Source organism: Thermus sp. H19.2 (assembly GCF_054979525.1).
The window spans coordinates 2,236,117-2,247,918 of record NZ_CM143429.1 but is presented as its reverse complement, the minus strand read 5'-3'; the positions used below and the strand labels follow the sequence as shown (position 1 = coordinate 2,247,918).

The 11,802-nt window shown below is 68.8% G+C and carries 13 protein-coding genes; 3 read left to right on the top strand and 10 right to left on the bottom strand.

Annotated elements, in window-relative coordinates:
- Positions 1 to 7 precede the first annotated feature (7 nt).
- On the bottom strand, positions 8 to 1,057 hold the full coding sequence (locus tag ACY5J6_RS12185; RefSeq protein ID WP_462845393.1) for an MFS transporter: 1,050 nt from the start codon (positions 1,055 to 1,057) through the stop codon (positions 8 to 10).
- Positions 1,058 to 1,074: 17 nt separating this feature from the next.
- Here ACY5J6_RS12185 and ACY5J6_RS12180 point away from each other — a divergent pair, with 17 nt between their 5' ends.
- From ACY5J6_RS12180 to ACY5J6_RS12170, 3 genes are read left to right on the top strand one after another with little or no spacing between them, the layout of a single operon-like run.
- Positions 1,075 to 3,186: a primosomal protein N' family DNA-binding protein gene (locus tag ACY5J6_RS12180; protein ID WP_462845392.1), complete on the top strand. Its 2,112-nt coding sequence runs from the start codon at positions 1,075 to 1,077 to the stop codon at positions 3,184 to 3,186.
- Positions 3,186 to 4,265, top strand: a complete 1,080-nt coding sequence (gene alr, locus ACY5J6_RS12175) for an alanine racemase (RefSeq protein WP_462845391.1) — start codon at positions 3,186 to 3,188, stop codon at positions 4,263 to 4,265. The genes ACY5J6_RS12180 and alr overlap by 1 nt, the downstream gene beginning before the upstream one ends.
- Positions 4,266 to 4,270: 5 nt before the next feature.
- Positions 4,271 to 4,591, top strand: a complete 321-nt coding sequence (locus ACY5J6_RS12170; RefSeq protein ID WP_462845390.1) for a DUF3208 domain-containing protein — start codon at positions 4,271 to 4,273, stop codon at positions 4,589 to 4,591.
- Between the two features lie 161 nt (positions 4,592 to 4,752).
- On the opposite strand, the gene ACY5J6_RS12165 is transcribed toward ACY5J6_RS12170, so the two are convergent.
- The 9 genes from ACY5J6_RS12165 to ACY5J6_RS12125 are packed head-to-tail and all read right to left on the bottom strand — an operon-like array spanning position 4,753 to position 11,753.
- Complete coding sequence (locus tag ACY5J6_RS12165; protein WP_462845389.1) at positions 4,753 to 5,448, bottom strand: glucodextranase DOMON-like domain-containing protein; 696 nt, start codon at positions 5,446 to 5,448, stop codon at positions 4,753 to 4,755.
- A gap of 8 nt (positions 5,449 to 5,456) precedes the next feature.
- Complete coding sequence (locus tag ACY5J6_RS12160; protein WP_462846536.1) at positions 5,457 to 6,605, bottom strand: gluconeogenesis factor YvcK family protein; 1,149 nt, start codon at positions 6,603 to 6,605, stop codon at positions 5,457 to 5,459.
- Between the two features lie 52 nt (positions 6,606 to 6,657).
- Entirely contained in the window at positions 6,658 to 7,479 is an 822-nt protein-coding gene (gene rapZ / locus ACY5J6_RS12155; RefSeq protein ID WP_462845388.1) for an RNase adapter RapZ, read from the bottom strand.
- Positions 7,480 to 7,487: 8 nt separating this feature from the next.
- Entirely contained in the window at positions 7,488 to 8,255 is a 768-nt protein-coding gene (locus ACY5J6_RS12150; RefSeq protein WP_462845387.1) for a lysostaphin resistance A-like protein, read from the bottom strand.
- Positions 8,252 to 8,770 (bottom strand): hypothetical protein, encoded by a 519-nt coding sequence (locus ACY5J6_RS12145; RefSeq protein WP_462845386.1) that lies wholly within the window; start codon positions 8,768 to 8,770, stop codon positions 8,252 to 8,254. Before ACY5J6_RS12145 ends, ACY5J6_RS12150 begins: the two co-directional genes overlap by 4 nt.
- The gene (locus ACY5J6_RS12140) at positions 8,736 to 8,930 is read right to left on the bottom strand and encodes a type II toxin-antitoxin system antitoxin (protein WP_022797540.1); all 195 of its coding nucleotides are present in this window, start codon (positions 8,928 to 8,930) and stop codon (positions 8,736 to 8,738) included. The genes ACY5J6_RS12145 and ACY5J6_RS12140 overlap by 35 nt, the downstream gene beginning before the upstream one ends.
- A gap of 54 nt (positions 8,931 to 8,984) precedes the next feature.
- Positions 8,985 to 9,848: an SPFH domain-containing protein gene (locus ACY5J6_RS12135; protein ID WP_462845385.1), complete on the bottom strand. Its 864-nt coding sequence runs from the start codon at positions 9,846 to 9,848 to the stop codon at positions 8,985 to 8,987.
- Between the two features lie 10 nt (positions 9,849 to 9,858).
- Positions 9,859 to 11,037, bottom strand: a complete 1,179-nt coding sequence (locus tag ACY5J6_RS12130) for an ABC transporter permease (RefSeq protein ID WP_462845384.1) — start codon at positions 11,035 to 11,037, stop codon at positions 9,859 to 9,861.
- Entirely contained in the window at positions 11,037 to 11,753 is a 717-nt protein-coding gene (locus ACY5J6_RS12125; protein ID WP_462845383.1) for an ATP-binding cassette domain-containing protein, read from the bottom strand. Before ACY5J6_RS12125 ends, ACY5J6_RS12130 begins: the two co-directional genes overlap by 1 nt.
- Positions 11,754 to 11,802 lie beyond the last annotated feature (49 nt).

The window sequence follows — 11,802 nt, the reverse complement described above, 5'->3', positions numbered from 1 at the left end:
GCCCATGCTACCGAAGGGGGGCGAGGAGCAGGGCGAGGAGGGCCAGGCCCATCCCCACCCCTACGGCCAGGGGGAAGCTGTGGAGGAAAAAGGGGTAGAGGAGGCCGGCCAGGGTCCCCCCCAGGTAGAAGCTGGCCACGTAGGCGCCGCTCACCCCCGCCCCCTGCCGCCCGGCGGCCCCCGAGGCCAGGCTCTGGGCGGTGAAGAGGGCGGCCATAAAGAGCACAAACCCCAGGACCAGATAGGGGGGTTCCAGGAGGAGGAGGCCCATCCCCAAAAGCACCCCGAGGAAGGCCGAACGGAAGGTGGCCACCGCCCCAAACCGCCTCGCCAGTACCCCCGAGAGGGCGCTTCCCGGGATGCCGAAGAGGTAGGCCAGGTAGACGAGCCCCACCTCCCCCGGGCGGAAGCCCATCTCCAGGAGGCGGTAGGGAAGGAGGTTGGCCAGGAAGAGGTTGAGGAAGAGGAGAAGGCTTCCCACCAGGTAGAGGCGCCAGGCCCAAAGCTCGTACCGGGGTGTCCCCAGGGAGGGTAGCCCGCCCGGTGCTTTGAGGAGGAGAAGCCCCAGGCCCAAGGCGGGCAGGGAGAGGAGGAAAAGCGCCTCCCGCACCCCCAGGGCCTCGGCCAAAAGCCCCGCCAGTACCCGGCCCAGCCCCCCGCCCAGGACGTTGCCCGCCATGTAGACTCCGGCCATCTCCAGGGCCCTTTGGGGGAAAAGGAGGGGGATGAGGGCGATGGCCAGGGTAGGGACTAGGGCCGCCCCCACCCCCTGGAGGAGGCGGAAGAGGGTCCAAAGGAGAAGGCTTGGGCTTACGGCCCCCAGAAGTCCCCCTAACCCCACCAAAAGAAGCCCCCCGCCCAGGAGGGCCCCTGCGGGAAGGGGAAGCCTGGGCACCAGGGGGGAGAGGAGGACCAGGAGGAAAAGGGGCAGGCCCATCCCGGGCCCCGCCGCCCCCGGGGCGGCTTGAAAGAGGCGCTCCAGGAGGGGGAGGAGGGGGACCACGGCGTAAAGGGCGCTGTACAGGGCCACTCCCGAGAAGAGCACCGCCAGGCGCACGCCCTTATCCTAGGGGTATGCGGGCCCTCCGGGTGACCCTTCCCCTGCCCTTGCCCCCCATGAGCTACCTGCCTCCCTTGGGGGAGGAGGGGGAGGGCGTGGGGCGGCGGGTGGCCGTCCCCTGGCGGGGGGAGGTGCGCCTCGGGGTGGTGGTGGGGGAGGAGGAGGCCCATAAGGGGCACGCCCTGCGCCACGCCATCGCCTACCTGGACCTTAGGCCCTATCTGCGCCGGGAGGAGATCGCTTTCCTGGAGGAGGCGGCCAGGTACCTCTTCGCCCCCTTGGGCCAGGTCCTGGCGGACTTCCTGCCCCCCTTTCCCGAGGTGCGCCACCGGGTGCGGCTTTATCCGGGGGCCGACCCCAGGGTGCTTCCCCGGGGCCTCGAGGCCCTGGCGGAATGGCAGGAGGCCAAGGGCTTTGACCCCAAGCTTTTGGACCTCCTGCGGGAGGCGGGGGTCCTGGAGGAGGAGGTGGCCTTCAAGGAGGGAAGAACGGTCCTCCTCCCCCTAAAGGAGGCCCACCCCGACCCCGAGATGGGCCGGGTGCTCCAGGTGCTCTGGGCCCTGGGCCACGCGGAAAGCCAGGCGGCCCTGGCCCGGGCGGCGGGGGTGGGGGTGGGGAGGGTGAGGCGCCTTTTGCAGGAGGGGTACATCGGCCAGGGACCTCCCCCCAAGCCCCGCCCTTCCGGCCCTTCCCTGGAGCCCCTTCCCTTGCCCGAGCGTCCCGAGCGCCTGAACGGGGGTAGGTTCTCCGAAAGGCTCCGTCTTCTAAAGGGCCTGGTGGCGGAGGGGGACCACCTGGTCCTCTTCCCCGAGGTGAGCCTTTTGGAGCGCTTCCTGGCCTTTTTCCCCGAGGCCAGGGCCTACCACGGGGGGCTTTCCCCGAAGGAGCGGGAGGCCTTCTTTCAAAACCCCCAGGGCCTGGTCTTCGCCACCTACGGGGGGCTTCTCCTGCCCTTCACCCCCCGTTCTTTGGTGGTGGTGGAGGAGGGGAGCGAAAGCTATAAGCTCCCCTCGGGGAGCCGGGCCTTCCTTCCCCCTTTGGCCGAGCTTCGGGCCAGGCTCCTCAAGGTGCCCCTCACCTACCTTTCCCTGGTGCCGGCGGTGGAGGTGCTGGAGAAGCCCGGCCTCACCTTCCCTGTGCCCAGGCCGCGGGTCCTCCTCCTGGACCTCAGGCGGGAGAAAGGGTACCCCTTCGCGGGAAAGGCCCTGGCCCTTTTGAAGCAGGTGGAGGAGCGGGGAAGGCAGGCGGTGGTCCTGGCGCCCCGGAAGGGGTACAGCGCCTTCCTCCTCTGCCCCGACTGCGGCTACAAGCCTTCCTGCCCCCACTGCGCCCTGCCTTTGCGTTACCACCGCCCAAGCCGCCTCCTCTGCCACCAGTGCGGCCACGAGGAGCCTCCGCCCCCTCTTTGCCCCCGGTGCCACTCCCCCCTTCTGGAGCCCAAGGGGCCCGGGCTGGAGTGGCTTTGGGAGGAGTTAAAGGCGCGCCTTTCCCTTCCCCTTTTTCGCTACGCCAAGGAGGCCAAGGATGACCTCTCCCCCCTCCTCCAGGGGGAGCCCGGGGTGGTGCTGGGGACCACGGCCCTTCTCCGGGGGCCCACCCTGCCGGAGCTCGCCCTCGTCCTCCTGCCCTACGCCGACGGGTTTCTTTACGAGAGCGATTTCCGCGCGGCGGAGCGGTACCACCGGCTCCTTTGGGCCCTCACGGAACTCAGGCCGGGAAGGCGCCCTCTCCTTGTCCTCCAGACCTACACCCCCGACCACCCCGCCCACCAGGGCCTTTTGGAGGGGAGTGTGGAGGCCTTCCCCTGGGCGGAAAAGGCCCTGCGGGAGGCTTTAGACTACCCCCCCAAGGTGCGCATGGTGAAGCTGGAGGTGCGCCACCGGCGGGAGGAGAGGGCCCTGGAGGCGGCCTTCGCCCTGAAGGCGGCCCTGGAGGGCGTGGCCGAGGAGGGGGAGGTCCTGGGCCCGGCCCCCGCCCCGGTTCCCCGGGTGAAGGGGTTTTACCTCTACCACTTGCTCCTCAAGGGGACCACCCAGCGCCTCGAGGCCCTCCTTTCCCACCTGGACCGGCGCAAGTTCCGGCTGGACCCCGACCCCCACCGCTTCGTGGGGCTTTTGGAGGACTGATGGAAGCTCGAGCCTGGATAGAGGTGGACCTCGGCGCCCTCTGGGGGAACTACCTCCTCCTGAGGGAAAAGGCCCGCGGGGAGGTCATCCCCGTCCTCAAGGCCGACGCCTACGGGCACGGGGCCCTGCCCCTGGCCCGCTTCCTGGAGGCCAGGGGCGTGGGGCGTTTCGCCGTGGCCACCCTGGCCGAGGGGCGGGCCCTGCGGCGGGGGGGCGTGCGGGGGGAGGTCCTCCTTCTGGGAAGCCTCCACCCCCTGGAGGCCGAGGAGGCCTTGCGGTGGGGGCTCACCCCGAGCCTTTCCACCCTCGAGGCCGCCGAGGCCCTGGCCCAAAGGGCGAGGGCCCTGGGCCTCCTTCCCAAGGCCCATCTCAAGGTGGACACGGGCATGAACCGGGTGGGCTTCCCTTGGGAGGAGGCTAGGGAGGCCCTTCGGGCGGCGGAGGCCCTGGGGGTAAGGGTGGAAGGAATCTACAGCCATTTGGCCACCGCCGGGGAGGAGGAGGCCTTCGTGGAGGTGCAGAGGCGCCGCTTCCAGGAGGTAAGAAGGGCCCTGGGGGAGGGGTACTTCTACCACCTGGAGAACTCCTTGGGCCTCCTCCTCCACGGGGGGGAGAACGTGCGGGTGGGCCTCGCGTTGTATGGCCTTATCCCGGGCTTTGGCCTGAGGCCTCTTCTCCGAATCCTCGCCCAGCCCACCCTGGTGAAGCGCCTAAAGGCGGGGGACCGGGTGGGGTACGGCGGGGAGTACGTGGCGCGGGGCGGGGAGTGGCTCGCCACCTTGCCCGTGGGCTACGCCGACGGGCTTCCTCGGGGGGCGGTGCGCTTCGTGAAGGGGCCGGAGGGGACCCTTTGCCCTGTGGCCGGGCGGATCTCCATGGACCAGACCACGGTGGCGCTCCCGGGGCCTGTGGGCCTCGAGGCGGTCTTCGAGGTCCTCTCCCCCGACTTCGGCCCCACGGGGCTTTTGGCCTGGGCCGAGGCCCGAGGGACCATCCCCTACGAGGTGGCGGTGCACCTTTCCCGCAGGCTTCCCCGGCGCTACCTCCTGGAGGGGGAGGTCCTGGAGGAGGTAGACTGAGGGCCATGCGGGCCGTCCGCCTCTTCCAGGGCTACCTCTGGCACCCCAAGGAGGCCTCCTTGGACCCTAGGGCCTCCCTCCCCCGGGAACTCCAGGGGGCCAGGCTTCTCCTGGACGAGGTGCCGCCCCCCACGCCCTTTTTTGAGGACGGCACCCCCACCCACACCCAGCGCTTCTACCAGCTCACCCTGCTCCTCCTCACGGAGGAGCCCCCCGAGGCCCTCAAGCCCCTGGCCGAGGCGGTGGCCGAAGCCTTGCAGGCCCATTTGGAGGCCCTTCCCCAGGGGACGGGCTGGCTCCTCCTGGAGGACCTGCGCCCCCTCTAATACCACCCCATGCTGGCCCAAGCCAGCATGGGGGCCCCGGCCCAAAAAGCCCGCAGGGCTTCCGTACCTGGGCTTGGGCGAAGGATTCACGCCAAAGGGGTAAAAGCTTTTCCCCAGCCTTGGTTCGGGCACCTCATGTTGCGAAACCAAGGCGCGGGCGCTTAGCGCCTTAAGAGAAAGGCGAGGACCAGGGAAACCCCTCCCAGGGCGAAGGCCAGGAGGCTTTCCCGCCTTAGGAGGAGGCGCTTGGGTCTCGAGGGTTTCAAAATGCCGTTCTCGTAAGCCCGGGTCTGGTCCAGGGGGTTTTCCGCCAGCAGGTCCACCAGGGGGGGGCTTCCCGGAGGGGCGAGGAGGGTCCAGGGTCCACCGGAAGGGTTCCCGGGGCGAAGGTACCCGGGGGCAAAGGGGTCAAAGAGGCCCACCCCGGCGTACACCCCGTAGTCCCCTGGGGAAAGGCCGGTGTCCAGCACCACCCACTCCCCTTCCCGCCAGGCCCTGGCCGGGGACTTTTCCCCGGAGGAGGTTCGCCTCTCCACCCCGAAGCCCGTGAGGAAAAAGCCCACCTCCCAGCCCTCCCCCGGGGGGGTTTTGAGGCCGGGGACCAGCTCTTCGCTCCCCCCGTTTCCCGTGTCCAGAAAGAGGACCACCGTGGCTAGGCTGAAGCCCAAGGGGCCCCCTAGGGGGTTGGGGTAGCGGGCGAGGCGCACCTTCAGCAGGAGACGACCTTCCTGCGCCTCCCCCCCCACCGCCACCAGGTCGGCGAAGCCCTCTCCCGCCTCCCGGTAAAGGCCCGCCTGGGGGTACTGGTAGGCCAGGCCCCGGTCGTCCCCTAAAGGGTCTTGGAAGAGAAAGAGCACGCCCACCTTTATACCAGGGAAAGGAGGGCCTCCACCACCTTTTTGGGGTCGTGCTGGGCCAAAGGACCCTCCTCCCGGAAGTCCCCGGTGAGGACCCGGACCCCGTCCACGGCGAAGGGCCTCGGGTCAAAGGCCACGGGGTAGCGGCCCTCCTGGGCGTAGCGGGCCCGCACCTCCTCGGGGATGGGGGCGGTGTGGACCAGGACCACCTCGGGCCTTCGGCCCAGGTGGTAGGCCACGGCCTTGTAGTGATCGTAGGCGGTGTAGCCGTCGGTCTCCCCGGGCTCGGTCATGAGGTTGGCCACGTAGACCAAGGGCGCTTTGGCCCGGGCCAGGGCTTCCTTGAGGGGCAGGAAGCTGGGAATCACGCTGGTGTAGAGGCTTCCTGGCCCCAGCACCAGAAGCTCCGCCCGGCGGAGGGCCTGGAGGGCTTCCGGCATCACCTCCCGGGGCTCGGGCCACAAGAAGACCTCCCGGATCCGGCCCCCACGGGCGCGGACGGCCACCTCCCCCTCCACCTCGGCCCCATCTTGGAAGCGGGCCCGGAGGCGCACCGCCTCCGGCGTGCTGGGGAGGACCTGTCCCCTTAGGTTCAGGATGGCGTTGGCCTCCCGGATGGCCTCGGCGAAATCCCCCGCCACCTCGTTGAGGGTTACCAGGAAGAGGTTGCCGAAGGTGTGCCCTCGCACCTCCCCCCGGTCAAAGCGGTGCTCCAGAAGCCGGGGCAGGGCGGGGTGGTCGGAAAGCGCCGCCAGGCAGTCCACCAGGTCCCCCACGGCGGGAAGGCCGAAGCTCAGCCTAAGCCGCCCCGTGGACCCCCCGTCGTCGGTGACGGCCACGATGGCGGTGGCGTGGGCGGTGTGCTCCTTTAGACCCCTGAGGACCCGGGAGAGGCCCGTGCCCCCGCCAAAGGCCACCACCCTGGGGCCCCCCTCCAGCCTGCGGCGCACGTAAACCCGTTCCGGAACTTCCTCGGGCCGGGTGAAGGCGGAAAGCATGCTCCGGTTCATGGCCCGGATACCCCCCACCAGGAGGCCGAGGCCCAGGAGGGAGAGGAGGGGGCCGGGAAGGGGAGGGGGCGGGAAAAGGGGGCCTAGCCCCCAGGAGAGCAGAAAGGCTCCCAGCCCGGCCAGGGCGGCGTAGCGCTTGACCCGCATCCCCGGGTACAGCCAGCGCAAGGCGGGGAAGCGCCGGAGGACCTTCGCCGGGCTAGGTCCCCTTCTCCACATCCCGGTGGCTCACCTCCACCCGGAAGCGGCTTGCCAGCTCCTCGGCGAGCCGTTCCGCCACGGCCACGCTCCGGTGCCGCCCCCCGGTGCACCCCACGGCCACGGTGTAAAAGGCCCGGCCCTCCCGCCTCGCCCCTTCCGCCGCCAGGCCCACCACGGCGAGGAGGGCCCGGTAGTAGGGCTCCTGCTCTTCCCGGAAGACGTAGGCCTTTACCTCGGGGTCCAGGCCGGTTTTGGGCCGTAGCGCGGGGTCGTAATGGGGGTTGGGCAGGGGTCGCACGTCCAGGACGAGGTCGGCCTCCTGGGGCGGCCCCCACTTGAAGCCGAAGGAGAGAAGGCGGAGCAAAAACCCCCCCTCCTCCCCCAGGAAGCGGGAAAGGGCCTCCTTAAGGGCCCTAGGGGAGAGCTCGGAGGTGTCCAGCACGAGGTGGGCTTTCTCCCGCAAAGGGGCCAGAATCTTCCGCTCCTCGCCGATTTCCTTGAGGAGGTTGCCCGCCCCCAGGGGGTGGACCCTCCGGGTGAGGTTGTAGCGGCGGAGGAGCACCTCGGGGCGGGCCTCGAGGTAGATCACCGTGGGTTTAAGCTCTTCTAGGACCCCCTCCAGATCACCAAAGAAGGCCGTGGCCCGGGCGTCCAGCACCACCCCCGCCCGCTCCACCCCCCGGGCAGCGAGCTCTTCCAGAAGGGGCTTCCAGAGGCTTGGGGGGAGGTTGTCCACCATGAAATACCCTAGGTCCTCCAGGAACCCCTTGGCCGTGGTCTTGCCCGCCCCCGAGAGGCCGGAAAGCACCAGAAAGCCCATCTCCCTGACTATACCCGCCGCCTGAGCCAGAGGTTGAAAAGGGAGAGGAGAAAGAGCCCGGGAAGCCCCACCACCCCCACGAGCCCGTCGTGGGTGCGCTCCAACGCCAGGAGAGAAAGACCCCCTACGGCGTTCAGGGTGCCGTGCAGGAGGGCGGGCGCCCACAGGGAGCCCCCTTTCTCCCGGGCGTAGAGGAGCGCAGGGGTGAGGGCCAGGGCGAAGAGGACCGTCATGCCCACCCCCAGGAGGCGGTGGTGGGGGTAGTTGTGGCCGAAAAGAAGGACCAGGGGTGCGTGCCAGAGCCCCCAGTGGAAGCCGATCTCCAGGCTTGCGGGCCAGAAGCCCCGGCCCCGTAACCTTTCCCAAAGGTAGCCCCGCCACATGAGCTCCTCCCCCAGGGCGAAGAAGAGGTTCACCGTGGCCCCGGCGAGGAGCCCTTGGAGGAGGACCAGGGCCCAGAGGGCGACTTCGGGAAGCCCCTCCGGAAAGGCCCAGGCCAGGCCTTTCCAGGGGGCGAAGGGAAGGCTTAGGGGGATGGAGAGGAGGGTGAAGGTCACGGGGAAGAGCCAGGCAAAGAGCCAGAAGCGGTTTGGGCGGAAGGAAAGGGGAAGAAAAAGCCCTTCCTTTCGGGCGAAGAGCAGGGCCACGAGGCCCGGAATCCACATGTAGGCCCCTCCCAGGACCAGGTATACGGGCGTCCCCGGCCTCACCCCTAGGGCGTAGCCCAGAAGGGCCAGGGTCCAGGAGAGGCCGAAGGCGAGGTAGAGGGCCCTCATCCTCCCTCCTTCCAGGCGAGGAGGGGACGGGGATCCTCCGGGTTCAGGAGGAGGCCCGTGCCGTCCTTAAGGACCAGGAGAACCCCTTCCCCCCGCCTCGCCCCCACGAAGGCTTCCACGGGAAGCCCCTGGGGGAAGGCTTTTGTCCTTAGGCGGAAGCGCACCCGGTAGTATCCGGGCATCTCGGCTTTGGGTCCGAAGGCGAGGAGGGGCAGGGCGTAGGCCGTGAGGCCTGCGGTCGCCACCTCCGAGCGGTGGACCTGGCGCTTCCCCAAGGGGTGGTGAACCTCCAAGAAGGGCCCCTGAAGCTCGTAGAAGAGCCTTTCCGGGAAGCTCGCAAGCCAGAGGAAGAGGGCTCCCATAAGGAGCCCATCCGCTGCCACCAGGGCGAGGAAGAGGGGCTTCTCGGAGGCCTCGGCCGTGGCGGCCACGGCCAAAAGCGCCGCGAGGGAGGCCAAATAGAGGGCCCGGAAGAGCCCCCTAGGGTTCCCGTCCCTCTTCGGGGTTAGCCTCATCCCGCCACCTCCCCGCCCGCCTCGCCGCCTCCTTGAGGAGGTATTCTATCTGGGCGTTCACGCTCCTGAGCTCGTCCTGGGCCCATTTCTCCAGCACCCGATAAAGCCTCGGGTCCAGCCTCAGCAAAAACGCCTTCTTTCCCTCCGGTTTCCCCTTCACCTTTCGCTCTTTTCCAGGACCTTTTGCCTGTTCCCGCGGGGGGCGGGGGTGGGGTTAGGCGTAGAGGGTGCCCACGTTCACCACCGGCTGGGCCTGGGCCTCGGAGACCAGGGCCACCATGAGGTTGTTCACCATGGCCGCCTTCCTTTCCTCGTCCAGGGAAAGCCCCGCCTCCTCCAGGCCCGATAGGGCCTCCCGCACCATTCCCACCGCTGCCTCCACGATGAGCCTGCGGGCGGCCACCACCGCCAGGGCCTGCTGACGGCGGAGCATGGCCTGGGCCACCTCGGGGGCGTAGGCCAGGTGGGTGAGGCGGGCCTCGAGGACCTCCACCCCCGCCACCTTAAGCCTCTCCTCCAGCTCGGCCTTGAGCTCCTCCGCCACCTCCTCCGGGCTTCCCCTTAAGGACTTCCCCTCGGCGTCGTAGGGGTAGCGGCTCGCCAGGGCCCGGATGGCCGCCTCCGACTGGATGGCCACGAAGGCCTGGTAGTTCTCTACCTGAAAGAGGGCCTTGGCCGTGTCCACCACCCGGAAGACCACCACTGCGGCGATCTCAATGGGGTTGCCGTGGGCGTCGTTCACCTTGAGCTTGTCCGAGGTGAAGTTGTGGACCCTGAGGGAGACCCGCTTCCGCTGGGCCAGGGGGTTGGCGAGGTGGAAGCCCTCCTCCCGGACGCTCCCCACGTACCTTCCCAAAAACACCAGGGCTACGGCCTCGTTGGGCTGGACCGTGAAGAGGCCCGCCAAAAGGAGCAGGCAGGCCAGGAGGGCCGGCCCAAGGTGCCACAAGTAGAAGAGCTCCTTTTCCCGGAAAAGCCCCGCTCCTGCCCAGAGGAGCCAGAGGAGGCCCAGAAGGAGGAGAAGAAGCCCCCAAAAGCCGCTTACCCGCCACGCCGGAAACTCCTTTACCTCGCGCATACCCGTCCTCCTAGTTCCGGAACACCACCTCTTCCCGCCCGAAGGCCCACACCGCAAGGCCCAGGGCCAAGGCGGCGTAGGCCAGGGTGGAGGCCCAGGTGAGGCCCGCCTGCAGGGGGGTGGCGCTTCCCTTTAGAAGGGCGTCCATAAGGAGGGCCACGTTGAAGAGGGGAAGGAGGTGGTGCCAGGTGGTTAGCTCCAGAAAGCCCCTAAACTGCAGGAAGAGGAGGGGCAGAAGGGCCAAAAGCTGTAGGGGAGCCATGTAGCTTTGGGCTTCCTTGAAGCTCCGGGCGTAAAGCCCCAGGGCCACCATCACCGCCCCCATGAAGAGGGCCAGGAGAAAGGCGGTGAGGAAGAGCGCGAGGAAACTCCCTCCGTCCAGGCTCACCTGCCCTCCCAGGACCAGGGTCTCACCCCTCTCCGTGAGGAGGCCCCCGCCCAAGCGGGCGCTCAAGGCCCCCCCTAGGGCCAGGCCCAAAAGCCCCGCCACCCCCGAGAGGAGGGCCATGGCCACCGTGGCCAGGGTCTTCCCCAGGGCGATCTGCAGGAGGGGCACAGGGGCGGCCAAAAGGGCCTCGAGGGTCCCCTTCTCCTTCTCCCCCGCCGTGGCGTCCACCGCCACCACCTGGCCCCCGGAGAGGACGAAGACCACCAGGAAAAAGGGGAGGAGGAAGCCCAAAAGCCCCCCGGCCTTTTCCTTTGGGGGAGAGGCGTCCACCACCTCCACCCCGAAAGGGGAAAGAACCTCCTGGGGCAGGCCGGCTTCCTTTAGGGCCTCGGCCACCCGGGCCTCCTTGAGGGCTTGGAGGGCCCCCTTGGCCTTCTCCACCGCCACCTGGCTTTCCGTGAGCCCGGAGGCCAGGCGGCCGTAGATCCGGTAAACCTCTTCCCGGAAAGCCACCCCCACAGGGTGCCGACCTTCCCGCACCGCCTCTTCGGGGTCGGGTACCGGCACGGGCTTGAGCCGGGCGGCCTCGAGGGCCCTTAGGGCCCCTTCGGGAAGCCCCGCCACCGCCACCTCCTGCACCTTCTCCGCCGCTCCCTGCATGAGCCGGCTTAGGAAGAGGCTGGGTCCGAACATGAAAAGTGGCATCAGCAGGACGGGTAGGACCAGTGTGGAAAAGACCAGCTTCCGGTCGCGAAGGACCTGGACCAGCTCCTTCCGGAAAATCCTAAGGATGGCTTCCATCACGCCCTCCCCACCTCGCGGACGAAGGCCCGCTCCAGGCTGCCCTCCCCTAGGGCCAGGGCCTCGTCCCGGCTTCCCTCGTAGACCAGCCGCCCCTGGTGCAGAAACCCCACCCGGTCCGCCACCTCCTCGGCCTCGCCCATGACGTGGGTGGAGTACACCACGGCGTGGCCCAGGTCCCGGTAGGCCTTCACGAAGTCCAGAAGAGCCCTGCGGGCGAAGACGTCCAGGCCAGCGGTGGCCTCGTCCAGGAGGAGGACCTTGGGGCGGTGGAGGATGGCCCGGGCGATGACCACCTTCTGCCGCATGCCCGTGGACATTTCCATCACCTTCCTGTCCAGGGTTTCCTCCATTTGCAAGAGGTCCACCACCCAGTCCAAGGCTTGCCTGAAAGCCTGCCCCTTCAGGCCGTAAAAGGCGGCGAAGAAGGCCAGTACCTCCCTTCCCGTAAGCCTCTCGTAGACCCGCATCCCGCCGTTCACGAGGCCCAGATGGCGGCGCACCGAAAGGGCCTCCCGCACCACGTCAAACCCCGCCACATAGGCCCTTCCGCCGCTTGGGCGCACCAGGGTGGCCAGCATGCGCAAGGTGGTGGTCTTTCCCGCCCCGTTGGGGCCCAGAAGGGCGTAGACCTCCCCGGGCTCCACACGGAAGGAAAGCCCTTCCACCGCCACCCTCTGGCGGTAGCGCTTGGACAGCCCTTCCGCTCGGATCACGAGGGTATTATAGCATTGTGATATCATTTTGCAAGTACCCATTTCCCCT

What these genes read in the sequence shown, in the direction of transcription:
- rapZ (WP_462845388.1), bottom strand. Translation starts at nt 7,479, where the DNA reads ATGGGCTTTCTGGTGCTTTCCGGCCTCTCGGGGGCGGGCAAGACCACG.
- ACY5J6_RS12180 (WP_462845392.1), top strand. Translation starts at nt 1,075, where the DNA reads ATGCGGGCCCTCCGGGTGACCCTTCCCCTGCCCTTGCCCCCCATGAGC.
- ACY5J6_RS12130 (WP_462845384.1), bottom strand. Translation starts at nt 11,037, where the DNA reads ATGGAAGCCATCCTTAGGATTTTCCGGAAGGAGCTGGTCCAGGTCCTT.
- ACY5J6_RS12135 (WP_462845385.1), bottom strand. Translation starts at nt 9,848, where the DNA reads ATGCGCGAGGTAAAGGAGTTTCCGGCGTGGCGGGTAAGCGGCTTTTGG.
- ACY5J6_RS12150 (WP_462845387.1), bottom strand. Translation starts at nt 8,255, where the DNA reads ATGAGGGCCCTCTACCTCGCCTTCGGCCTCTCCTGGACCCTGGCCCTT.
- ACY5J6_RS12160 (WP_462846536.1), bottom strand. Translation starts at nt 6,605, where the DNA reads ATGCGGGTCAAGCGCTACGCCGCCCTGGCCGGGCTGGGAGCCTTTCTG.
- ACY5J6_RS12170 (WP_462845390.1), top strand. Translation starts at nt 4,271, where the DNA reads ATGCGGGCCGTCCGCCTCTTCCAGGGCTACCTCTGGCACCCCAAGGAG.
- alr (WP_462845391.1), top strand. Translation starts at nt 3,186, where the DNA reads ATGGAAGCTCGAGCCTGGATAGAGGTGGACCTCGGCGCCCTCTGGGGG.
- ACY5J6_RS12145 (WP_462845386.1), bottom strand. Translation starts at nt 8,770, where the DNA reads ATGAGGCTAACCCCGAAGAGGGACGGGAACCCTAGGGGGCTCTTCCGG.